Origin of the sequence: Allosphingosinicella vermicomposti, from assembly GCF_003012815.1 — a bacterium.
GTDB classification, from domain to species: domain Bacteria; phylum Pseudomonadota; class Alphaproteobacteria; order Sphingomonadales; family Sphingomonadaceae; genus Allosphingosinicella; species Allosphingosinicella vermicomposti.
On the sequence record NZ_PXYJ01000001.1, the window covers coordinates 737,136 to 757,513 of the forward strand.

The following is a 20,378-nucleotide window of genomic DNA, read 5'->3' on the forward strand; positions in this document are numbered from 1 at the left end:
TGCTGTTCAAAGTCCCTGGAACCGCACCGCCGGACAAGGTCCGACGCGGCTACCGCTTCACCAGGGGTGCGGAGCCAATTGCGAAGGCGCGCCTTTGGCAGAAGAGCGGTGAGAGGTCAAGTATGCGATCAGTTCAAGCCGTTGGACGGGCTGCCCGAATAGCTGTCGGTTTTCTGGCGAAGGCGGGCGACATCATCCTCGCCTTTTTTGCTCATCGCATCCCATTCGGCGCGTGTCCTGCAAACTTTCTTGCTCATGATCGTACCCGTATCCACTTGATTGGCACGGCAAATCATCTTGTTCGGGTCTTTCTTTGCAGGCTTTTCGGCCAAGGCAGGTCCAGACAGAACGAGCAGGTTGCAAAGTATTGCGGCTGACAGGCTGATGCTGCGCAAAACGTCATCCTTTAATTGCAAGATTAATGGCTACGGCTGATCAAGCTTATTCCTAGCCGATCTGGTTTGATGTTTAAAGTCCGCCTATCACGGAGCATCGACAGGGAATGCGATTGCTCCCCACGATCGATATGATAATTGGGCACCATGGATCGAGTGAAGCCACAAGCCTGCCACACCATGGCAGAAGTACGCCACGGTGTGGATCGTCTGGATGAACAGATTACCGCGCTTATTGGGGAGCGTTTCCGCTATATGGACGCGGCGGCGCGGATTAAGCCGGATCGCGATGCTGTTCGGGACGAGGCACGGAAAGCCGAGGTTATTGCGAATGTCAGACGCCATGCGGCAAAAGCAGCTGTGCCGGATTTGGTGATTGCCGATCTTTACGAGCGACTGGTTGAAGCGTCGATCGCCTACGAATTTGACCGGTTCGACACCACGCGATGAAAGCCGGAGCACCTATTTGTCATGCTCCGGTTCCCAAACTTAATTGGACTGCCGCTTCCATTCAGCAGCAGTGAGGCAAACGCGCTTGCCGGCAAGGCGCGATTCTGACGCCTCGATCTTCTTACAGATTTTCCGCTCTTCCTTCGGAGCCTCCGTCGGAGCCGTCATGGCGCTGGTATTCGTCTCGGCCTTGACATCCGATCCGATCGGCATGGTCGCGAGCAGAGAAAGAGCAACAAACAAAATCGACATGGTTCCCCCGCTTGGTTTAGCGGCGCCGCTCTATATCGGCGCAGACGCAAGGCAATCACTTGTCGACTAATCGACGAAATCAGCGCTGGCGAGGATTGACGAGCGAACGAAGCATACCGCGCAGAGCCTGGATTTCGCGGTTGGACCAGCCAGCCTTTGAAAGGATGGTGCGCATCGTCTTGCGGGTCGCGGGAACACGGTCCGGGGGGAAATAATAGCCGGCCTTGTCGAGGGCTTCGTCCATTTGGCCGATAAGGCCTTCGAGTTGTGCCTGGGTGGCGCGGGGTTCTGCGGGTTCGCCTCCGGTAGGGACGGCGAGTGTCTCATGCTTCGACCATTCATAGGCGATGAGGATCACCGCCTGGGCGAGATTGAGCGAGCGGAAATCCGGGTTGACCGGAACGGTGAGGATCTTTTGCGCAATCGCCACTTCCTCGGTTTCCAGCCCGGACCGTTCGGCCCCGAAGAGGATGGCGGATTGCTCCGCATGGCCGCGAACTTCCTGGGCTGCGACCTCAGGCGTTACGACGGGAATGACGAGCCCGCGTTTGCGAACGGTCGTGGCATAAACGTGCGGGCAATCGGCCACCGCCTCCGCCACGCTATCGAACACCCGCGCATTTTCGAGGACGATGTCCGCCCCCGATGCGGCAGGGCCGGCGGCGGGGTTCGGCCAGCCGTCACGCGGAGTGACGAGGCGCATGTCGGTGAGGCCGAAATTCAGCATGGCGCGCGCGGCCTTGCCGATATTTTCGCCGAGTTGCGGGCGGACGAGGACGATTGCGGGGGGAGGGGTGAGCGCGGTCATTCCCGCCCCGCCTCAGCCACGGTGACGGCGAAATCCTCGAAATCCTTGGCTTCGCGGAAATCCTTATAGACGCTGGCGAAGCGGATGTAGGCAACGGTGTCGAGCGCCTGAAGGCCGTTCATCACCATTTCACCGATCGCGCTTGAGGCGATTTCGCTCTCGCCGCTCGTTTCCACCTGACGCTGGATTGAGGAGACGAGCTTGTCGATCCGTTCTTGGGCAACGGGGCGCTTGCGGCAGGCGATGGCGACGGAGCGTTCGAGCTTCGTGCGGTCGAAGGTTTCGCGCCGGTCTTCGGACTTTACGACAATGAGGTCGCGCAACTGTACGCGCTCGAACGTCGTGAAGCGCGCGCCGCAATCTTCGCATTGGCGACGGCGACGGATGGAGGAGCCGTCCTCGGACGGACGGCTGTCCTTCACCTGGCTATTGTCATGGGCGCAGAAAGGGCAGCGCATCAGTCAGGCTTTCTCCGTTCGCCCTGAGTAGCCGTTGAGCCTGTCGAAATGGCGTATCGAAGGGTCTTGTGCAGGCGCTTCGATACGAGCCCTCGACAGGCTCGGTCTTTACTCAGCACGAACGGATATGGACTCATTGATAGATCGGGAAGCGGGCGCAGAGGGCGCGGACGCGCGCCTTGACGTCGGCTTCCACGCTTGCGTCGCCATGCTCGCCCCTGGCAGCGAGGCCGTCGAGAACGTCGGCGATCATGTCGCCGATTTCCTCGAATTCCGCCACGCCGAAGCCGCGCGTAGTGCCTGCGGGCGAGCCCACGCGGATACCGCTGGTCTTCAAGGGCGGCAGCGGATCGAAGGGCACGCCATTCTTGTTGCAGGTGATGGACGAGCGCTCAAGCGCCTCGTCCGCATCCTTGCCGGTGATGCCGAGCGGACGAAGATCGACGAGGGCGAGGTGGGTGTCGGTTCCGCCCGCGACGAGATCGGCGCCGCGTGCCTTGAGGCGGGCGGCAAGGGCTTGGGCATTGGCGATGACCGCCTTGGCATAGGCCTTGAATTCGGGCTGGAGCGCTTCGCCGAACGCCACGGCCTTGGCGGCGATGACGTGAACGAGCGGGCCGCCCTGGAGGCCCGGAAAGACCGCCGAATTGATCTTCTTGGCGATGGCTTCGTCGTCGGTGAGGATCATGCCGCCGCGCGGGCCGCGCAGGGTCTTGTGGGTCGTGGTCGTGACCACGTCGGCATGGCCGAAAGGCGTGGGATGCTCGCCCGCCGCGACCAGGCCCGCAAAGTGCGCCATGTCGACCATGAGGAGGGCGCCCACTTCATCCGAGATGGCACGGAAGCGGGCGAAATCGATGTGGCGCGGATAGGCCGAACCGCCCGCGATGATGAGGGTGGGCTTATGCTCCTTGGCGAGCCGCTCGACCTGATCATAGTCGATCTGATGATCGTCGGGACGGACGCCATATTGGACTGCATTATACCATTTGCCCGAGAGCGCAGGCTTTGCGCCATGGGTGAGGTGGCCGCCCGCATCGAGGCTGAGGCCCATGATCGTGTCACCGGGCTTGGTGAGCGCCAGCATAACGGCGCCGTTCGCCTGTGCGCCCGAGTGCGGCTGGACGTTGACGAAGCCGCAATTGAACAGCTGCTTGGCGCGTTCGATAGCGAGGGTTTCAACGGCGTCGGACGGGGCGCAGCCCTGATAGTAACGGCGGCCCGGATAGCCTTCGGCATATTTGTTGGTGAAGATCGAGCCCTGCGCTTCGAGCACGGCCTTCGAGACAATGTTTTCGGACGCGATCAGCTCGATCTGGTTCTGCTGGCGATCAAGCTCGGCCGCGATCGCATCGGCGACGGCGCTGTCGGCGGAGCCAAGATTTTCGGTGAAGAAACCGGCGTCGCGGATCTCGGTCATGCTTGGTCCTTGGCGAAAGAGGGATTGGAAAGCTGATCGACGCGGCGTTGATGCCGATCGCCTGCAAAATCGGTGGAGAAAAAGGCGTCTAGGCAGGCCTTGGCCATTTCCGGCCCGATAAGCCGCGCGCCCATGGCAATGACGTTTGCGTCATTGTGGGAGCGGGCGAAGGTCGCGGACAGCGGCTCCGACACGAGGGCGCAGCGGCAGGCGGGGCTGCGGTTGATCGCGATCGAGATGCCGATGCCGGACCCGCAGAGGGCGACGCCATAATCGGCCTCACCGGACGCGATCACGTCCGCGAGCTTATACCCGTAGAGCGGGTAGTCGACGCTGTCGGTGGACGGCGGGCCGAGGTCGGAAACGTCATGCCCCTTTTCACGCAGATAATCGGCGAGCGCGGCCTTCAAGTCCACGGCGGCGTGATCGGAAGCGATGGCGATGCGATGGGCCATGGCGTGCGTCTCCGTTTTGGTGAGCCACAGCCTCTAGTGGAGAGAAGCGGGATTCGCCACCGGATAATGTGAGGAACCCCTTCCGCGTTCGTGCTGAGTAGGGGCTGAGCTTGCCAAAGACCCGTATCGAAGCATTCCGCGCGGAGCCCTTCGATACACCGCTTCGACAGGCTCAGCGGCTACTCAGGGCGAACGGTAGGGAGGCCTCGCCTTACGCCGCCAGCCGGATTTCCAGCCGATCCCAGATTTCGACCAGCGCGTTCGCCAATTCGCGCATCATCTCTTCCGTATGCGCGGGCCCCGGGGTGAAGCGGAGGCGTTCGGTGCCGCGCGGCACGGTGGGGTAGTTGATGGGTTGGACGTAGACGCCATATTCGGCGAGCAGGATGTCGCTGATCCGCTTCGCCTTTACCGGATCGCCGACCATCAGCGGCACGATGTGCGTGGTGGAGGGGAGGGTGGGAAGGCCTGCTTCGGCGAAGATTCCCTTGAGCTTTTTCGCCGCGGCCTGCTGGGCGTCGCGTTCTTCGGATGAGGCCTTAAGATGCTTCACGCTGGCGAGGGCGCCCGCGACCAGGACCGGCGACAATGAGGTCGTGAAGATGAAACCCGGCGCGTAGCTGCGGATCACATCGACGATGTTGCGATCGGCCGCGATATAGCCGCCCATGACACCGATCGCCTTGCCCAATGTGCCTTCCACGATGGTGAGGCGATGGGCGACATCGTCGCGCTCCGAAATGCCGCCCCCGCGCGCGCCATACATGCCGACGGCATGGACTTCGTCGAGATAGGTGAGGGCATTGTAGCGGTCAGCGAGATCGCAAATCTCCGCGATCGGCGCGACGTCGCCGTCCATCGAATAGACGCTTTCGAAGGCGATGAGCTTCGGCGCGTCCGCAGGCGCGGCCGCGAGCAATTCTTCGAGATGGGCTACGTCATTGTGGCGGAACACGTGCTTCTCGCAGCCCGAATTGCGGATGCCCGCAATCATCGATGCGTGATTGAGCTCGTCGGAAAAGATGATGCAGCCGGGCAGGATCTTCGCGATCGTCGACAATGTCGCTTCGTTCGAGACATAGCCCGAGGTGAAGAGGAGGGCCGCTTCCTTGCCGTGGAGATCCGCGAGTTCGGCTTCCAGCTCAACATGGTAATGCGTGTTGCCGCCGATATTCCGCGTGCCGCCCGAGCCCGCGCCGACATCGTGCAGCGCCTCTTCCATCGCGCCGACGACGGCGGGATGCTGGCCCATGGCGAGATAATCGTTGGAGCACCAAACGGTGATCGGCTTCGGCCCATTATGGCCGGCAAAGCAGCGGGCGTTCGGAAAGGCGCCCTTGTTGCGCAGGATATCGATGAACACGCGGTAGCGCCCTTCGGCGTGAAGCCGCTCGATCGCCTGTGCGAAAACCCGCTGATAATCCAAGATACTTGTCCTCGGGAACGTGCCTTGCGCGCCCCTTACAATAAAGCGGTTTGAAAAGGCCAGTGCGAATAGATCGCAAAATATGCCCCTCCTTTTGGGGGGTGGATTAGAGAGTTTCGATCCTGGCTAGCCCGAAATCGCGAAGAGCGACTGTATAAGCTTCGACTTCCGGCGCTCTGCGGGTGAAGACCGCGAAGCTGTCAGATGGAATATCGGGCCAAACATGCGCCCGCGTCAGCCAGGCGGTGCGGCGGGCGATACCTTCGCTGCCGTCCACGAAGCGGATGGGGCGCGTGGCGGTCTTTGCCAATTCTTCCTCGACCAGCGGAAAGTGTGTGCAGGAGAGGACGATCGTGTCGATCCGGTCGCCACCCGTTTGAGAGAAGAGGCCATCGAGGGCGCGGGCGAAGATAGCGGGATCGGGCGTTTCCCCCCGCAATTTCGCTTCGGCGGCGTCGACCAGCTCGGCCGAGCCGTGGCGGATCACCGTGCAATCGCTGGCGAATTCTGCGGAAAGGCGATCCACATAGGCCTGGCGCACCGTGGCGTTCGTGCCGAGGACGCCGATGGTGCGCGATTTCGAGAGCGCCGCCGCCGGTTTGATCGCGGGCACGGTGCCCACGATCGGCAGGTCGAGCGCGGCGCGGACGTGGTCGAGCGCAATGGTGGAGGCGGTGTTGCAGGCGATGACGATCAATTCGGGATCGAAGCGTTCGGAGAGGCGGCCAAGAAGGGCGGGAACGCGCGCCGCAATCTCCGCCTCGCTCTTCGTGCCGTAGGGATAGCCCGCATTGTCAGCGACATAGACGATGGGCGCGGCCGGCATCAGCGCGCGGATCGGTTTCAGGACGGACAGGCCGCCAATTCCGGAATCGAAGATGAGGAGGGGTTTTGCCATTTATTGGCTGTGTAGCCTCTCATCCGTTCGCGAGTAAATGTTGCGCGTCCGAAGCGAGGCGCTAAACCCGGCGGCATGTTGACGCCTGAAACCGCGCTTCCGCCGATCCTTGCCCTCCTGATCGGCTACTGTCTTGGCTCCATCCCTTTCGGTATCATTCTTACCCGCCTCACCGGTGCGGGCGACTTGCGGGCAATCGGTTCAGGTAATATCGGCGCGACCAATGTGCTGCGGACGGGGCGCAAGGGCCTCGCCGCGGCGACCTTGATCCTCGATATGCTGAAGGCGACGGCGGCGATCCTGATCGTTCGGGCGCTGTTTCCGGGTCTTGAAGGCGTTGCGGCGATAGGCGCGCTGCTCGGGCATCTTTATCCAGTGTGGCTGCGCTTCCGGGGCGGCAAGGGCGTGGCGACCTTCCTCGGCATTCTCCTCGGGCTCGCACCCTTATTGGCGCTGATCTTTGCGACCGTGTGGATCGGCGCGTTGCTTTTAAGCCGCCGCTCTTCGGTGGGCGGCATGTCCGCATCGCTTTCCGCGCCCGTTGCTGCTTTCGCGACAGGCGAGGTTGCAATGGCCTCGCTCTTCCTCGGCATGGCCTTGCTCATATTGTGGAAGCACCGTGAAAATATCGGGCGTCTCATCGCCGGGACGGAACCCAAAGTAGGGCAGAAAAAGTGACTGGCTTTTCAGAGGACCAGCTCGCCCGGCTTCGCCTCATCCGGTCTGACAATGTCGGGCCGGTCACTTACTTCCAGCTCCTTGCACGCTATGGATCGGCAAAGGCGGCGCTCGATGCCATTCCGGATCTTGCCGCGCGAGGGGGCGGCCGCCCGCCGCGTATCGCCCCGCGCGCGGCGATTGAGCGGGAGATGGAGCGGGTGGCGGCATTGGGTGCGCGCTACTTGTTCTTGGGGCAGGGTCTTTATCCCCCGCTGCTGGCCGAGCTCGACACGGCGCCGCCCGCGCTCATCGCCAAGGGACAATTCTCCCTGCTCGACATGCCCGCTATCGCGATGGTCGGCGCGCGCAATGCATCGGCCGCCGCCTGCCGCTTCGCCCGGCAATTGGCGCAGGATGTTGCGGGGGGCGGCGCTGTGGTCGTTTCCGGCCTTGCGCGCGGCATCGACACGGCGGTCCATGACGGCGCGCTGGAAGGCGGCACGATCGCCGTCATCGCGGGCGGTATCGATGTCTATTATCCGCCGGAAAACGAGGCGCGGCAGAAGGCGATATCCGAACGCGGCCTGCTGATCGCCGAGCAGCCGCCAGGCGTTCAGCCCCATGCGCGGCATTTCCCCTATCGCAACCGGATCATCGCTGGTCTCTCCCACGGTACGGTGGTGTTGGAGGCCGCGCCAAGATCCGGCTCGCTCATCACCGCGCGCTATGCCGCCGAATTCGGGCGCGACGTGATGGCGGTGCCTGGCTCCCCCATCGATCCGCGCGCGCAGGGCTGCAATGGCCTGATCCGCGACGGCGCGACCCTGATCCAGAATGCGGAGGATGTCCTTGAAACAATCCGCCCCTTCCACCTTCGCCCCCTCGCGCAGGTAGGCCGCGATTACGCCGCTCCTGCCGCCGCCCCGGACGCAAGCGAGAAGGAACGGCGGGTGGTGCTGGATCTCCTCAGTCCCACGGCGGTGTCCGTGGACGAAGTGATCCGCCAGGCCGAACTACCGCCCGCGATCGTGCACATGGTCTTGCTTGAGCTCGAGCTTGCCGGACGTCTGGAACGGCATGCGGGCGCAAAGGTCAGCCTCGCCTAGAAATCCTTGCGGAAATAGACACTGTCGCACCAGCCGATTTGGGTGAAGGCGGTGCGTTCGGTGCGGCCGGTTTCGTAAAATCCATATTTTTCGAGGAGGCGGATCGACGGGGCGTTGCGGGGGTCGACGTCGGCGGTGAGGTGCGTGACGTCCGGCCGCCTCGCGACATGGTCGAGGAAGGCGGCCAGTGCTTCGGTCGTCAGGCCCTGGCCCCAGTGATCCGGGTGGATGATGTAGCCAAGCTCTGGGAGGCGCCAGGCGCCGATCTTGCCGATCACCGCGCCGTCCCTTTCGATGATGAAGTCTTCGGACTGCTCGGGCGTGGAGGAGATCATGGACTCCATCCACGCCGCCGTTACCTCCACGGTTTCATGCGGCGGCGTCGACCAGTAGAGCGTGGCGCGCGGGTCGCTCAGCACGCAATGCATGGCGGCAAGATCGTCCATCGTCGCGCGACGCAAAAGTAGGCGCGGTGTACGGATCATCGCGAGCGCCCTTGACGAACCATATCGCCAGTCACCACCCTCGCGCGTACGTGTGAGAAGAAAGCCATCATGAAACTTGTTGTCGTCGAATCCCCGGCCAAGGCCAAGACCATCGAGAAATATTTGGGCAAGGATTATCGCGTCCTCGCCTCCTACGGCCACGTCCGCGATCTGCCGCCCAAGGACGGTTCGGTCGATCCCGATAATGGTTTCGCCATGGAGTGGGAAGCCTATGCCGACAAGGCCAAGCAGCTCAAAGCCATTACTGACGAGGCGAAGAAGGCCGATGCCTTGATCCTCGCTACCGACCCTGATCGCGAGGGCGAGGCGATTTCGTGGCATGTGCAGGAGGTGCTGGAAAAGCGCCGCGCGCTGCCGAAACAAGTCGAGCGCGTCACCTTCAATGCGATCACCAAGTCCGCGGTAACCGAGGCGATGCAGAGGCCGCGCGAGCTCGACGTCGATCTGATCGATGCGTACCGCGCCCGCCGCGCGCTCGATTATCTTGTCGGCTTCACGCTTTCGCCGGTGTTGTGGCGCAAGCTGCCGGGCGCCAAGTCGGCGGGCCGCGTGCAATCCGTGGCGCTACGCCTGATCGTCAGCCGGGAACGCGAGATCGAGGCGTTCAAGCCTCAGGAATATTGGAGCGTGTCCGCGACGATGGAGGCGGACGGAACCGAGTTCCTCGCGCGCCTCGTCCGTTTCAAGGGCGACAAGGTCGAGCGGCTGTCGATCGGCGATGAAGGCACCGCGCAGGCAGCAAAGAAGGCCGTCGAGGATGGCCGCTTCACCGTGGCCAGCGTGGAGACCAAGCCGCTCACCCGCAATCCGCCGCCGCCCTTCACGACCTCAACGCTGCAGCAGGAGGCGGCGCGCAAGCTCGGCTTTGCGGCGAGCCACACGATGCGGATCGCCCAGACCCTCTACGAGGATGGTGCGATCACTTACATGCGTACCGACGGCGTGCAAATGGCTGAAGAAGCGATCTCCGCCGCCCGCCGCGCCATCGCCAACCGTTATGATGCGGGCTACGTGCCGGACAAGCCGCGAGTCTATCAGACCAAGGCGAAAAACGCCCAGGAAGCGCACGAGGCGATCCGGCCCACCGATTTTGCCAAGGACAAGGCCGGAAGCGGTGATCATGCGCGCCTCTACGACCTCATCTGGAAACGCGCGATGGCGAGCCAGATGCAGTCCGCGCGGCTTGAGCGCACGACGGTCGAGATGGAGGACGGCACCGGCCAGACGGCGCTGCGGGCGACAGGCCAGGTGGTGCTCTTCCCCGGCTTCATGGCGCTTTACGAAGAAGGCCGCGACGACGAGGCGGACGAGGAAAGCCGCCGCCTGCCGCGCATGGGCGAGGGCGATTCTCCGCACAAGAAATCGGTTCATGCCGAACAGCATTTCACCCAGCCGCCGCCTCGTTATTCCGAAGCCAGCCTCGTCAAGAAGATGGAGGAATTGGGGATCGGCCGCCCGTCCACTTATGCCGCGATTCTGCAGACGCTGAAGGACCGCGATTATGTGACGCTTGAGAAGAACCGCTTCTCGCCGCAGGAAAGCGGGCGGCTGCTGACCGCGTTCCTCGAGCGCTTTTTCGAACGCTATGTTTCCTATGACTTCACGGCGGGTCTGGAAGAGGAACTGGACGACATTTCCGGCGGCCGGGCGGAATGGCAGAAAGTGCTGGAAGCGTTCTGGCGCGATTTCAAGCCGAAGACCGCCGAGATCATGGAGCAAAAGCCGTCCGACATCACGGCGGCGTTGGACCAGTTCCTCGCGCCTTATTTGTTCCCGGACAAGGAAGATGGCAGCGATCCGCGTGTGTGCCCGGCCTGCGGCGAGGGGCGGCTTGCCCTGCGCGGCGGCAAGTTCGGCGCGTTCATCGCCTGCTCCAACTATCCGGAATGTAAGTTTACCCGCCGCTTCGGCCAGGGCGGCGAGGAAGCGGGGCAGGATAGCGGCCCGCAGGTGCTGGGTAGCGATCCTGCAAGCGGGGAGGAAATCTCCCTCCGCACCGGGCGCTTCGGCCCCTATGTCCAGCAGGGTGACGGCAAGGACGCCAAGCGCGCCTCTATCCCGCGCGACGTGCCGCAAGCCGATGTCGACCTAGATTGGGCGCTAAAGCTCCTGTCCCTGCCACGCACGATCGGCGACCATCCTGAAAGCGGCAAGCCGATCACCGCGAGCATCGGGCGCTATGGCCCCTATCTCGCCCACGACGGCAAATATGCGAAACTGGGTTCGACCGCCGACGTGTTCGAAACCGGCATGAATGCGGCGGTCGTGAAGCTAGCTGAAGCCGCCGCAGGCGGTGGCCGCGCGCGGGGCGGATCGCGTGAGCCCTTGAAGGTTCTCGGCGCCCATCCGCGCACCGAGGTGGAGATCAAGCTGATGGAAGGCCGCTTCGGCCCTTATGTGACCGACGGCACGACCAACGCGACCTTGCCGCGCAGCATCGATCCGCAGGCGCTGACGCTGGAGGAAGCCGCGCAGCTGATCGACGACCGCGCGGCCAAGGGCCCCGCCAAGAAGGGCAAGAAGGCTCCGGCAAAGAAGGCGGCTACGAAAAAGGCACCTGCCAAGAAGCCGGCGGCGAAGAAGGCAAAGTGACCGCCCAACTCGTCCTTGCGAGCGGCGCGAAGCAATCCAGCGGCACCAAGCTTGCCCGCGAAATGGATTGCTTCGTCGCTTCGCGCCTCGCAATGACGACGGGGTTTGGAAGCATTTGCCGAATGAGGGGGATTAAATGATGCTTTTGACGGCCGCACTTTTGGCGGCGCTCCAGGCTCCTGCGGTTCCCACCGAGCGCACAGCCGATTATCACAACCAGCAGATGCTCTACCTTTACGCGTTGAAGCCGTCAGAGGGCTGGATGCAGACGGCGAGCGGGCTTCGTTACCGCCGGGTGAAGGGTGGGGGCACGGGCCTACGCCCGGCGCCGACCGACACCGTCACCATCCACTATGCGGGCCGCTTCATCGACGGCACTGAGTTCGACAGTTCGATCAAACGGGGCGAACCCGCGACCCTCCCATTGCCGCGCCTCATCAAGGGCTGGCAGGAAGGCGTGCCGCTGATGAGCGTCGGCGATACCTATGAATTCGCCATTCCGGCGCATCTGGCTTATGGTTTGTCGGGCAAAGGGCCAATTCCAGGTGGCGCGACCTTGCTCTTCACCATCGAACTGATCGCTATTCCGGGGCAATAAGAGCGTGCTCCGTTTCTGGACTATCCAGCGTGCCGCCGGGATCGGCACGCTCGCCGGTATCGCGGCCCTGTTCCTGTGGCCCGCTTATGCGGCGTGGGAGGCTGTGGGGCCCCTGTTCATCGGCGCCCTCGCGCTCACAGCCTTCTGCGGTCTGTCCGTTCTCGCGATTAGCGCTCTGGACCTCGCCACACGCAAGCGGGGGGCGATCATGCGCCGGGTCCGTACTTTCGACATCGTCTGGGGCTTCTTGCTCGCCGGACCGAGTCTGGCGGCGTTGACGGAATTCTTTTGAGCGCATCGAGCGGCTTCGACAAAGCCTTCACCGAACGCTAGGACATCTCCAAAATGAAGAACAAGGGAGGATGGCCGTGCGGCGTAAGCTTATCGTCGGTAACTGGAAAATGAATGGCAGTCTGGCCGCTTTGGCCGAACTGGACCCGATGGCCGCCGCAGCAGCAAATTGCTGCGATGTCGACGTCGGTATCTGCCCCCCCTTCACCCTGGTTGCGCCGGCGGCCGCACGCGCGCCCAGCCTCGCAATTGGCGGGCAGGATTGTCATGCGGCGGAAAGTGGCGCGCATACGGGCTGCGTCTCCGTGCCGATGCTGAAGGAAGCAGGCGCGAAGATCGCTATTACCGGCCACTCCGAACGCCGCGCCGATCAGCACGAAAGTAACGAAGACGTGCGCGCCAAGGCGCTTTCAGCGTTGTCAGCGGGCCTCCTCACCATCGTCTGCGTCGGCGAAAGCGCAGCCCAACGCGATGCGGACGAGGCCGTAGCGGTCGTGACGGCGCAACTGGCCGGATCGGTTCCGGACGAAACGCAGACCGGCGAACTGGTCGTTGCCTATGAGCCGATCTGGGCGATCGGCACCGGCAAGGTCGCGACGCCAGCGGACGTGGCGGAGATGCATACGGCGATCCGCGCCCATCTTCGTAGCCGGTTCGGCGCGGAAGGGGAGGGGATGCGCATCCTCTATGGCGGATCGGTGAAAGCCGACAATGCCGCCGAACTCTTCGCCGTGCCGGACGTAGACGGCGCTCTCGTAGGCGGCGCGAGCCTCACCGCCGCACAATTCGTTCCGATCATCGAAGCTGCCGCAAGCGCAAAGTGACGATGAGGCGGAAAGGTTGAACCTTGCCCGCCGATCGACTAGATCGCGCCCAATCATTCCCTGAAAGACAAGCCAAGACCCATGTTCACCTTCCTGCTCATCATCCAGACGATCGTCGCGGCGGCGCTCGTCATCGTCATTCTGATGCAGCGTTCGGAAGGCGGCGGTCTTGGCGTCGGCGGAAGCTCGTCCGGCCTGATGAGCGCACGCGGCGCCGCGGATTTCCTGACCCGCGCCACGGCGATCCTCGCGACGCTTTTCATCGTCCTTTCGATCGCTCTCGCCGGCCTCGCCGCCGTCGACCGCGCGCCGAGCGAGATCGACGCTTCGCTTCAGCGTGCGGCGCCCGCGCCGTCTTCCACCGTTCCGCTCGCCAATGGCGGCACAGCAGCTCCGGGCGATCCGCTCTCCGGCGTCGCCGAACAGGCGGGTAACGTCGCCGTTCCCGCACCGGCCACGAACCAGAGCGTCCCGCTGGCGCAGTGATAGAAGGGGGATGGCTCCCCTTTCCGTCATGCTGAACTTGTTTCAGCATCCATCCTGGTGACACCCCGATTGCGTCCCGATGGACTATGAAACAAGTTCGGGGTGACGGTTTGCGTCTGACCGACCGTCGGCGCTTGAAATAATTCCGCCCCTCAACCGATTCTCGCCCTTGCCTGAATCAGGTTCACCCGCTTAAGCCCCAACTCCCATGGCGCGGTTCATTTTCATCACCGGCGGCGTGGTCTCCTCGCTTGGCAAAGGTCTCATGGCAGCATCGCTTGCTGCCCTCCTCCAGGCGCGTGGCTACAAGGTCCGCATTCGCAAGCTCGACCCGTATCTCAACGTGGATCCGGGCACGATGTCCCCTTATCAGCATGGCGAAGTCTATGTGACGGACGACGGGGCGGAGACCGATCTCGACCTTGGCCATTACGAGCGCTTCACCGGCGTTCCGGCGCGCCAGTCGGACAATATCACCACCGGCCGCATCTATCGCGACATCATCGCCAAGGAACGGCGCGGCGACTATCTTGGCGCCACGGTGCAGGTCGTTCCGCACGTCACCAATGCGATCAAGGATTTCATCGGTTCGGACATCGATCCGGAACTCGACTTCGTGCTCTGCGAAGTGGGCGGCACCGTTGGCGACATTGAAAGCCTGCCGTTCATCGAGGCGATCCGCCAGTTCCGCAATGAGCGCGGGCGGATGGACACAATCTCCATCCACACGACCCTCGTTCCCTTCATCGCGGCGGCGGGCGAGCTCAAGACCAAGCCGACGCAGCACAGCGTTCGCGAACTCACCAGCCTCGGCATCCAGCCCGAAATCATCGTCTGCCGCTGCGAACATCCACTGCCTGAAAGTGACCGCGCCAAGATCGCGCTCTTCTGCAATGTGCGGAAAGAAGCCGTCATTCCGGCGCTCGACGCACGTTCCATCTACGCCGTTCCCGCGCAATATCATGCCGCGGGCCTCGACGCCGAAGTGCTCCGCGCCTTCGGGATTGAGGATGCGCCCGCGCCCAACATGGCGCGCTGGGACGATGTCATGGACCGCCTCGCCAATCCGGAAGGCGAAGTGACGATCGGTGTGGTCGGCAAATATGTCGTCCTGCCCGATGCCTATAAGAGCCTTACCGAGGCACTCGTCCACGGCGGCATGGCGAACCGGGTGAAGGTCAATATCAAGTGGCTCGACGCCGAAGTATTCGAGCATGAAGACGCGGAGGTCGCCGCCACGCTCGAGCCCTGCCACGGCATCCTCGTCCCCGGCGGCTTCGGCGAACGCGGGTCGGAAGGCAAGATCGCCGCCGTCCAGTTCGCCCGCGAGCGGCAGGTGCCCTATTTCGGCATCTGCCTCGGCATGCAGATGGCCTGCATTGAAGGTGCACGGAACACGGCGGGGCTTGCCAAGGCAAGCACCACCGAATTTGGCGATACCGAAGAGCCGGTCGTCGGCCTCATCACCGAATGGATGACCGCGGAAGGCTTGCAGAAGCGCGATGCTGGCGGCGACCTTGGCGGCACCATGCGCCTCGGCGCCTATGACGCGAAGCTCACCGGCAACAGCCATGTCGCCTCAGTCTATGGCGGCACCGACATCAGCGAACGCCACCGCCACCGCTACGAAGTGAACGCCCATTACAAGGACAAGCTGGAACAAGGCGGCCTCGTATTCAGCGGCATGAGCCCCGACGGCCAGCTCCCCGAAATCGTGGAGCGCCCCGACCACCCCTGGTTCATCGGCGTCCAGTTCCACCCAGAACTGAAGTCGAAACCCTTCGATCCGCATCCCTTGTTCGCCAGCTTCATTGAAGCGGCGGTGAAGCAGAGTCGGCTAGTCTAACGGCGATTTCGCACAGGGTTTGCGAACAGTCTGGCGAATCCGGAAACGACCCGGGGCGGAAGGTCTGCTACTTGCGTTGATCCTCGGCATCCACGGCACGATCCCAGAACATCGTCGCCATCACCGCGACGAATGGTAACCATAGTGCGAAAAGAGCCAGCCACCGGTCGCCGCCTAAGGTCACGAACATTGAACCCGACGAATCCGAAGGATTACCTTCCAATGCCGTGATCACCCCCGCGACGATTGCCAAAGCAAGGGAGAATCCCCAAAAATAGTGCGGCCAGCTCTGCCACTGGAGTCGCCGCAGGAAGATGTGTGTCGGGACGCCTGCCACAAACATGAAGCCGTAACTTCCCGCAATTGCCAGTCCGCCCTCAAGGAGGCAGTCGAGTAAACCGAAACGTGGTGTCACGAAAATTAGACACATCAGCGCGAAGCTCGGCGCTGGAGCGACCAAGAGGCCGCGCAGTGTATTGCTCGACGTTGAACTGAACCTCATTGCCATTCCGCAAGACTAGATAAGATGGAGCTCGGGGGCATGAGCAATTCCTGAGGATTTGCTGAAATGCTCGCTCCGTCCGCTTTACGCTAGCGGACGATCCTGATCGATATGCGATCAGCAGGAGGCAGTAGCCGTAGTTCGGCGCTTGAGCTTCCCAGAAATGCGACACCGGCTTACACACTCCAAAACATAATCGGAGAAGCCTTTACCATGCGCCACGAACAACAGGCCGATCTGCCGTATCTTAAGAAGGTCGTCGGTGCGTCCATGGCGGGCACCGTTGTCGAGTGGTACGAATTCTTCCTCTACGGCACCGCCGCCACACTTGTGTTCGGCAAGCTCTTCTTCCCGCAGACCGGCAATGAACTCGACGGCATCATTGCGGCCTTCGCGACTTATGCGGTGGGCTTTCTTGCCCGGCCGCTCGGCGGCATCGTGTTCGGCCATATCGGCGACCGGATCGGGCGGAAGGCGCTACTTCAGTTCAGTCTTGTCCTGATCGGCATTTCCACCTTCCTGATGGGCTGTCTGCCCACATTCGATACGATCGGCTATTGGGCGCCCGCGCTCCTCGTCCTGCTGCGCTTCATTCAGGGTTTCGCGCTTGGCGGGGAGTGGGGCGGGGCTGTGCTGCTCGTCACCGAGCATAGTCCCAACAAAAGCCGTGCCTTCTGGGGCAGCTGGCCGCAGGCGGGCGTGCCCGTGGGCAATCTGCTCGCGACGCTTGTCCTTCTCGCGCTCTCAGCCACTTTGAGCGAACAGGATTTCCTCGCCTGGGGCTGGCGCGTCGGTTTCTGGCTGTCGGTCGTGATCGTCGGCATCGGTTATTATATCCGCACGCAAGTGACCGACTCGCCGATCTTCCAGGCCGCCAAGGAGAAGATCGATCAGGAGGCCCACACCGGCTATGGCTTGAAAGAGGTCTTCACCCGCTATCCGCGCGGCGTGTTCACCGCCATGGGCCTGCGCTTCGGCGAGAATATCCTTTATTATATGGTGGTCACCTTCACGATCACCTATCTCGCCCATCGCGGCACGGATACGACGCGGATCCTGGCATTACTCTTTGCCGCCCACATTCTCCACGTCCTCGTCATCCCGCTTGTCGGCGCGATGGCGGACAAGGTCGGACGCAAGCCCGTATATATCGCAGGGGCCGCGCTCACCATGGCCTGGCCCTTCATCGCTTTCCCGATGCTCGACACCGGCGACACGCTCGCCGCGCTCGCCGCCATCATGCTCGGCCTCGCCGTCCACGCCCTCATGTACGCCGCCCAGCCCGCCATCATGGCCGAGATGTTCCCGACCCGCATGCGTTATTCCGGAGTGTCATTAGGCTATCAGGTCACCGCCATCGTCGCAGGGTCCTGGGCCCCGCTCATCGGCACGGCTCTGCTCCGCGAATATGAAGCCTGGCAACCCATCGCGATCTATATCCTCGCCAGCGCCGCCATCAGCCTGATTGCGGCGCTCGTGATGCAGGAGACGAAGGGCACTTCATTGGCGGCGATCGATGAGGCGGATAGCCGCTATCGCGCAGGGCAGTGAAGCGCCGCCCGACATATCTTTGTCTCAGCCATGCTTCGCACGGAAGCGAACGACATATGGCTTTATCAAGCGTGTGTGAAAGCGGAGGCCGCATGCCTCGCGGTCTGACTGGAGCATGACAGCGAAGACTGGAGGAGGGAACTCGAGCTTGAGTGCGGGAAGTTTCTATAACTTCCAGATTCACAGCCGCTAGTCCTGAGCCTGTCGAAGGGCGTGTGAAGGGCACGTGACTCACGGACTTCGACAAGCTCAGCCGTAGCGGGGTGAGGGACGGTAATTAAATATCAACTCGAACCCCGCCACGTGCCTCAACCTGATCCGCCCTATTTACCTCGAAGTCCCGCGCATCGTGGCGTTCGTGAAGTTGCGTTTCGGGCGCGCCGATCTTGCGGTTGACCATCTTGCCGCGCTTTACGGCGTCGCGCGCGCCGATCTGGTCGGTCCAGCGCTGCAAATGCTTGTATTCGTGGGCGGAGAGGAATTGCTGCGCGCCATAGGCGTCCTGCATAATCCCGCCATACCAGGGCCAGATCGCCATGTCGGCGATCGTATAGTCGTCGCCCGCCATATATTCGTTTTGGGCCAGATGCGTATCGAGGACGTGAAGCTGACGCTTGGTTTCCATCGCATAACGGTCGATCGCATATTCGATCTTGATCGGCGCATAAGCGAAGAAATGGCCGAAGCCGCCGCCGATGAGCGGACCCGAGCCCATCTGCCACATCAGCCAGCTGATCGTCCTGATGCGCTGTTGCGGATCGGTGGGGAGGAAGGCGCCGAACTTTTCCGCGAGGTAGAAGAGGATGGCGCCGCTTTCGAACACCTTCGTCTCCGGATCGGTCGAGCGGTCGACCAACGCCGGGATCTTCGAGTTGGGATTGACCGCAACGAAGCCGCTACCGAACTGATCGCCCTCGCTGATGTCGATCAGCCAGGCGTCATATTCGGCGCCCGCATGGCCTGCCGCAAGCAGCTCCTCGAGCATGATCGTGACCTTGACGCCGTTGGGCGTGCCCAGTGAATAGAGCTGCAGCGGGTGCTTGCCGACCGGCAGTTTCTTATCATGCGTAACGCCGGATATCGGACGATTGATGTTGGCGAACTTCCCGCCGCTGGCCTTGTCCCACGTCCAGACCTTGGGCGGAACATAGCCGGGGGGCTGGTTGTCGGCTGGGTTCATGTCCTGGCTCATCTCGGTCTCCGGCGGGGCGCTTTCTTATCGGCCGCTACATAGGGTGCGAACCGCTCATTCGCCAGCTTTGCGAGTCGCCAGATAGGTGACGGCAAGTGGCTGCTTTGGACATCGCGGGTTGGCCGTTCCGCACATTTTTTACCCCGGAAAAGCGACGGCTTTCCGCGATTTATCGGCTGAAATCAGAGGCTTTGTCTTATCGCAAAACTGTTAGGCGGGGAGAGTCCTACACCATTCCCGTTCGCAACAGCGAGCGCCAAACCGAGTCTCGGGGGCCATGCTGGAAGGCAGGACCGGGACTCCCAAAAAGGATGGGAGAAAGTCATGCAACTCAAGCACGTTCTGGCGGCATCTGCAGCCACTCTCGTGATCGGCCTTGCTACCCCGGCCGCCGCACAGATTACCGAAGGCGGAAACGGGTCGGCCGACGGCAACCTCGTCGTCACCGACGGTCTTGATCTTCTGTCGGGCAATAGCCTGGGCAATGGCAATAATCGCGACAACGAAGTCGAGAACTATGGCAATGGTTCGGCCTCGCGCGGCGGTGAAGTCGAAGATAACGGCAACAACCGCGACAATGAAGTCGAAAACTATGGCAATGGTTCGGCGTCTCGCGGTGGCGAAGTTGAAGACAACGGCAACAACCGCGACAACGAAAACTACGGCGCCGGGTCGGCTTCCCGTGGTGGCGAAATCGACAATGAAAACTATGGTGCCGGATCGGCTTCGCGCGGCGGTGAAATCGAAGACAATGGCAACAACCGCGACAATGAAGTCGAAAACTATGGCAACGGCTCCGCATCGCGCGGCGGCGAAGTCGTAGGCAATGGCGACAATCGCGAAAATGGCAATACGCAAGCTGCCATCGTCGCGACGCAAGTCCTGGTCGCTGTGAACTCCAACAGCCAGCTCGACGAAGTCGCCGATTTCGACGGCGAAGACGACACGGAAAGCAGCGTCGGCTATAACAGCGGTGACAACTCTGTTGAGGGCAGCTCCTTCGCGGCCTTCGCCGGCATTCTGAACCAGGCTTGGAACACCGGCCTCAACGCCAATACCCAGGCGGCGACCAACATCGCAGCCCAGGGCTCGGTGAGCTTCGGCGACACGACCGGCGGAGCCGACGGCGGCAACGGCGGCGGCGGCGACTGATCCAGCCTCAATGTGACCGGACCGGGGCCCACACCCGGTCCGGCCTTTTTCTTCAGGAGAGCGAGCCATGAAAAACCCCCTTGCAAAGGCTCTGCTGCTGGCTGCGGCGGCGATCATCGTGCCGACTTCGGCATCGGCGGAAGAGACGGGCTCCAATCTCGTCGAATTCATACCGATCCTGGAATTGGAGATCCTGCCAGTTGAAATCACGACCGAAGCAACAGGCGACACGCTGGTCGACGACGCCGATCTTTTCGCCGGTGTAGCCGCCGTGTCCAATGAAGAGCTCGACGGTCAACGGGGCGGTCAGACCATACAGCTGACCAACCAGACGATGGTCGCGATTACATCCGGCAATGTGCTGAATGGCGATTATATCGCGGGCGCCGTCAGCCTGTCCGACAATGCGTTGTCCAACTTCAACGGCATCGGCAACCTGCTCATCAACACAGGCGCGCAGGCCAGCTTGCAGACCGGCATGAATTTCACGATCAACGTTGGGGAATAGGA

At 62.3% G+C, this 20,378-nt stretch carries 23 protein-coding genes; 12 read left to right on the forward strand and 11 right to left on the reverse strand.

All coding sequences use genetic code 11. The features are described 5' to 3' along the window. Positions 1-128 precede the first annotated feature (128 nt). A complete protein-coding gene (locus tag C7I56_RS03635; protein WP_158702985.1) occupies positions 129-395 on the reverse strand; it encodes a hypothetical protein in 267 nt (88 codons plus the stop codon). Positions 396-542: 147 nt separating this feature from the next. On the opposite strand from C7I56_RS03635, the gene C7I56_RS03640 reads away from it, so the two are divergent. Beyond that, a complete protein-coding gene (locus tag C7I56_RS03640; protein ID WP_106639141.1) occupies positions 543-845 on the forward strand; it encodes a chorismate mutase in 303 nt (100 codons plus the stop codon). A 39-nt stretch (positions 846-884) separates the two neighbouring features. On the opposite strand, the gene C7I56_RS12255 is transcribed toward C7I56_RS03640, so the two are convergent. The 7 genes from C7I56_RS12255 to murI all read right to left on the reverse strand — a co-directional run bounded on the left by C7I56_RS12255 (position 885) and on the right by murI (position 6,562). After that, positions 885-1,097 (reverse strand): hypothetical protein, encoded by a 213-nt coding sequence (locus C7I56_RS12255; protein WP_158702986.1) that lies wholly within the window; start codon positions 1,095-1,097, stop codon positions 885-887. A gap of 79 nt (positions 1,098-1,176) precedes the next feature. Continuing rightward, positions 1,177-1,905 (reverse strand): RNA methyltransferase, encoded by a 729-nt coding sequence (locus tag C7I56_RS03645; RefSeq protein ID WP_106639142.1) that lies wholly within the window; start codon positions 1,903-1,905, stop codon positions 1,177-1,179. Then, positions 1,902-2,363: a transcriptional regulator NrdR gene (gene nrdR / locus C7I56_RS03650; RefSeq protein WP_106639143.1), complete on the reverse strand. Its 462-nt coding sequence runs from the start codon at positions 2,361-2,363 to the stop codon at positions 1,902-1,904. Before nrdR ends, C7I56_RS03645 begins: the two co-directional genes overlap by 4 nt. Before the next feature lie 133 nt (positions 2,364-2,496). Continuing rightward, the gene (gene glyA / locus C7I56_RS03655) at positions 2,497-3,783 is read right to left on the reverse strand and encodes a serine hydroxymethyltransferase (RefSeq protein ID WP_106639144.1); all 1,287 of its coding nucleotides are present in this window, start codon (positions 3,781-3,783) and stop codon (positions 2,497-2,499) included. Further along, complete coding sequence (gene rpiB / locus C7I56_RS03660) at positions 3,780-4,238, reverse strand: ribose 5-phosphate isomerase B (protein WP_106639145.1); 459 nt, start codon at positions 4,236-4,238, stop codon at positions 3,780-3,782. The genes glyA and rpiB overlap by 4 nt, the downstream gene beginning before the upstream one ends. A 211-nt stretch (positions 4,239-4,449) precedes the next feature. Continuing rightward, the gene (gene hemA, locus C7I56_RS03665) at positions 4,450-5,664 is read right to left on the reverse strand and encodes a 5-aminolevulinate synthase (protein ID WP_106639146.1); all 1,215 of its coding nucleotides are present in this window, start codon (positions 5,662-5,664) and stop codon (positions 4,450-4,452) included. A 106-nt stretch (positions 5,665-5,770) separates the two neighbouring features. After that, positions 5,771-6,562 (reverse strand): glutamate racemase, encoded by a 792-nt coding sequence (murI, locus tag C7I56_RS03670; RefSeq protein ID WP_106639147.1) that lies wholly within the window; start codon positions 6,560-6,562, stop codon positions 5,771-5,773. A 75-nt stretch (positions 6,563-6,637) separates the two neighbouring features. Between murI and plsY the strand changes: the two genes are divergently transcribed. Then, positions 6,638-7,240: a glycerol-3-phosphate 1-O-acyltransferase PlsY gene (plsY, locus tag C7I56_RS03675; RefSeq protein WP_106639148.1), complete on the forward strand. Its 603-nt coding sequence runs from the start codon at positions 6,638-6,640 to the stop codon at positions 7,238-7,240. Further along, a complete protein-coding gene (gene dprA / locus C7I56_RS03680) occupies positions 7,237-8,328 on the forward strand; it encodes a DNA-processing protein DprA (RefSeq protein WP_106639149.1) in 1,092 nt (363 codons plus the stop codon). The genes plsY and dprA overlap by 4 nt, the downstream gene beginning before the upstream one ends. On the opposite strand, the gene C7I56_RS03685 is transcribed toward dprA, so the two are convergent. Further along, positions 8,325-8,813 (reverse strand): GNAT family N-acetyltransferase, encoded by a 489-nt coding sequence (locus C7I56_RS03685; RefSeq protein ID WP_106639150.1) that lies wholly within the window; start codon positions 8,811-8,813, stop codon positions 8,325-8,327. The genes dprA and C7I56_RS03685 overlap by 4 nt on opposite strands. A 69-nt stretch (positions 8,814-8,882) precedes the next feature. On the opposite strand from C7I56_RS03685, the gene topA reads away from it, so the two are divergent. From topA to C7I56_RS03715, 6 genes are all read left to right on the forward strand, one after another. Beyond that, positions 8,883-11,426 carry a type I DNA topoisomerase gene (topA, locus tag C7I56_RS03690; RefSeq protein WP_106639151.1) on the forward strand — a complete coding sequence of 848 codons (2,544 nt, stop codon included), beginning with the start codon at positions 8,883-8,885 and terminating at the stop codon, positions 11,424-11,426. A 136-nt stretch (positions 11,427-11,562) separates the two neighbouring features. Further along, the gene (locus C7I56_RS03695; protein ID WP_106639152.1) at positions 11,563-12,024 is read left to right on the forward strand and encodes an FKBP-type peptidyl-prolyl cis-trans isomerase; all 462 of its coding nucleotides are present in this window, start codon (positions 11,563-11,565) and stop codon (positions 12,022-12,024) included. A 4-nt stretch (positions 12,025-12,028) separates the two neighbouring features. After that, positions 12,029-12,316, forward strand: coding sequence for a hypothetical protein (locus C7I56_RS03700; protein WP_106639153.1), 288 nt, complete (start codon positions 12,029-12,031; stop codon positions 12,314-12,316). A gap of 70 nt (positions 12,317-12,386) precedes the next feature. Next, positions 12,387-13,139 carry a triose-phosphate isomerase gene (gene tpiA, locus C7I56_RS03705; protein WP_106639154.1) on the forward strand — a complete coding sequence of 251 codons (753 nt, stop codon included), beginning with the start codon at positions 12,387-12,389 and terminating at the stop codon, positions 13,137-13,139. Between the two features lie 81 nt (positions 13,140-13,220). Continuing rightward, positions 13,221-13,625 (forward strand): preprotein translocase subunit SecG, encoded by a 405-nt coding sequence (secG, locus tag C7I56_RS03710; RefSeq protein ID WP_106639155.1) that lies wholly within the window; start codon positions 13,221-13,223, stop codon positions 13,623-13,625. 208 nt (positions 13,626-13,833) lie between these two features. Continuing rightward, positions 13,834-15,471 carry a CTP synthase gene (locus C7I56_RS03715; RefSeq protein WP_106639156.1) on the forward strand — a complete coding sequence of 546 codons (1,638 nt, stop codon included), beginning with the start codon at positions 13,834-13,836 and terminating at the stop codon, positions 15,469-15,471. Between the two features lie 67 nt (positions 15,472-15,538). Here the strand turns inward: C7I56_RS03715 and C7I56_RS03720 are convergent, their stop codons facing one another. Further along, positions 15,539-15,979, reverse strand: coding sequence for a hypothetical protein (locus tag C7I56_RS03720; protein ID WP_106639157.1), 441 nt, complete (start codon positions 15,977-15,979; stop codon positions 15,539-15,541). Positions 15,980-16,186: 207 nt separating this feature from the next. On the opposite strand from C7I56_RS03720, the gene C7I56_RS03725 reads away from it, so the two are divergent. Continuing rightward, the gene (locus tag C7I56_RS03725) at positions 16,187-17,524 is read left to right on the forward strand and encodes an MFS transporter (protein ID WP_106639158.1); all 1,338 of its coding nucleotides are present in this window, start codon (positions 16,187-16,189) and stop codon (positions 17,522-17,524) included. A gap of 277 nt (positions 17,525-17,801) precedes the next feature. On the opposite strand, the gene yghU is transcribed toward C7I56_RS03725, so the two are convergent. Next, complete coding sequence (gene yghU, locus C7I56_RS03730) at positions 17,802-18,704, reverse strand: glutathione-dependent disulfide-bond oxidoreductase (protein ID WP_425352364.1); 903 nt, start codon at positions 18,702-18,704, stop codon at positions 17,802-17,804. A gap of 336 nt (positions 18,705-19,040) precedes the next feature. Here yghU and C7I56_RS03735 point away from each other — a divergent pair, with 336 nt between their 5' ends. Together C7I56_RS03735 and C7I56_RS03740 are read left to right on the forward strand one after the other, a co-directional pair. Next, entirely contained in the window at positions 19,041-19,868 is an 828-nt protein-coding gene (locus C7I56_RS03735; protein WP_158702987.1) for a hypothetical protein, read from the forward strand. Between the two features lie 67 nt (positions 19,869-19,935). Continuing rightward, positions 19,936-20,376: a hypothetical protein gene (locus C7I56_RS03740; protein WP_106639161.1), complete on the forward strand. Its 441-nt coding sequence runs from the start codon at positions 19,936-19,938 to the stop codon at positions 20,374-20,376. Positions 20,377-20,378 lie beyond the last annotated feature (2 nt).

Excerpts from the sequence above, each read along its gene's own strand:
- C7I56_RS03685 (WP_106639150.1), bottom strand. The coding sequence starts at position 8,813 with ATGATCCGTACACCGCGCCTACTTTTGCGTCGCGCGACGATGGACGAT.
- nrdR (WP_106639143.1), bottom strand. The coding sequence starts at position 2,363 with ATGCGCTGCCCTTTCTGCGCCCATGACAATAGCCAGGTGAAGGACAGC.
- C7I56_RS03715 (WP_106639156.1), top strand. The coding sequence starts at position 13,834 with ATGGCGCGGTTCATTTTCATCACCGGCGGCGTGGTCTCCTCGCTTGGC.
- C7I56_RS03725 (WP_106639158.1), top strand. The coding sequence starts at position 16,187 with ATGCGCCACGAACAACAGGCCGATCTGCCGTATCTTAAGAAGGTCGTC.
- secG (WP_106639155.1), top strand. The coding sequence starts at position 13,221 with ATGTTCACCTTCCTGCTCATCATCCAGACGATCGTCGCGGCGGCGCTC.
- C7I56_RS03695 (WP_106639152.1), top strand. The coding sequence starts at position 11,563 with ATGATGCTTTTGACGGCCGCACTTTTGGCGGCGCTCCAGGCTCCTGCG.
- tpiA (WP_106639154.1), top strand. The coding sequence starts at position 12,387 with ATGGCCGTGCGGCGTAAGCTTATCGTCGGTAACTGGAAAATGAATGGC.
- C7I56_RS03645 (WP_106639142.1), bottom strand. The coding sequence starts at position 1,905 with ATGACCGCGCTCACCCCTCCCCCCGCAATCGTCCTCGTCCGCCCGCAA.
- C7I56_RS03720 (WP_106639157.1), bottom strand. The coding sequence starts at position 15,979 with ATGGCAATGAGGTTCAGTTCAACGTCGAGCAATACACTGCGCGGCCTC.
- C7I56_RS12255 (WP_158702986.1), bottom strand. The coding sequence starts at position 1,097 with ATGTCGATTTTGTTTGTTGCTCTTTCTCTGCTCGCGACCATGCCGATC.
- yghU (WP_425352364.1), bottom strand. The coding sequence starts at position 18,704 with ATGAACCCAGCCGACAACCAGCCCCCCGGCTATGTTCCGCCCAAGGTC.
- C7I56_RS03640 (WP_106639141.1), top strand. The coding sequence starts at position 543 with ATGGATCGAGTGAAGCCACAAGCCTGCCACACCATGGCAGAAGTACGC.
- topA (WP_106639151.1), top strand. The coding sequence starts at position 8,883 with ATGAAACTTGTTGTCGTCGAATCCCCGGCCAAGGCCAAGACCATCGAG.
- plsY (WP_106639148.1), top strand. The coding sequence starts at position 6,638 with ATGTTGACGCCTGAAACCGCGCTTCCGCCGATCCTTGCCCTCCTGATC.
- rpiB (WP_106639145.1), bottom strand. The coding sequence starts at position 4,238 with ATGGCCCATCGCATCGCCATCGCTTCCGATCACGCCGCCGTGGACTTG.
- murI (WP_106639147.1), bottom strand. The coding sequence starts at position 6,562 with ATGGCAAAACCCCTCCTCATCTTCGATTCCGGAATTGGCGGCCTGTCC.
- glyA (WP_106639144.1), bottom strand. The coding sequence starts at position 3,783 with ATGACCGAGATCCGCGACGCCGGTTTCTTCACCGAAAATCTTGGCTCC.
- C7I56_RS03740 (WP_106639161.1), top strand. The coding sequence starts at position 19,936 with ATGAAAAACCCCCTTGCAAAGGCTCTGCTGCTGGCTGCGGCGGCGATC.
- C7I56_RS03735 (WP_158702987.1), top strand. The coding sequence starts at position 19,041 with ATGCAACTCAAGCACGTTCTGGCGGCATCTGCAGCCACTCTCGTGATC.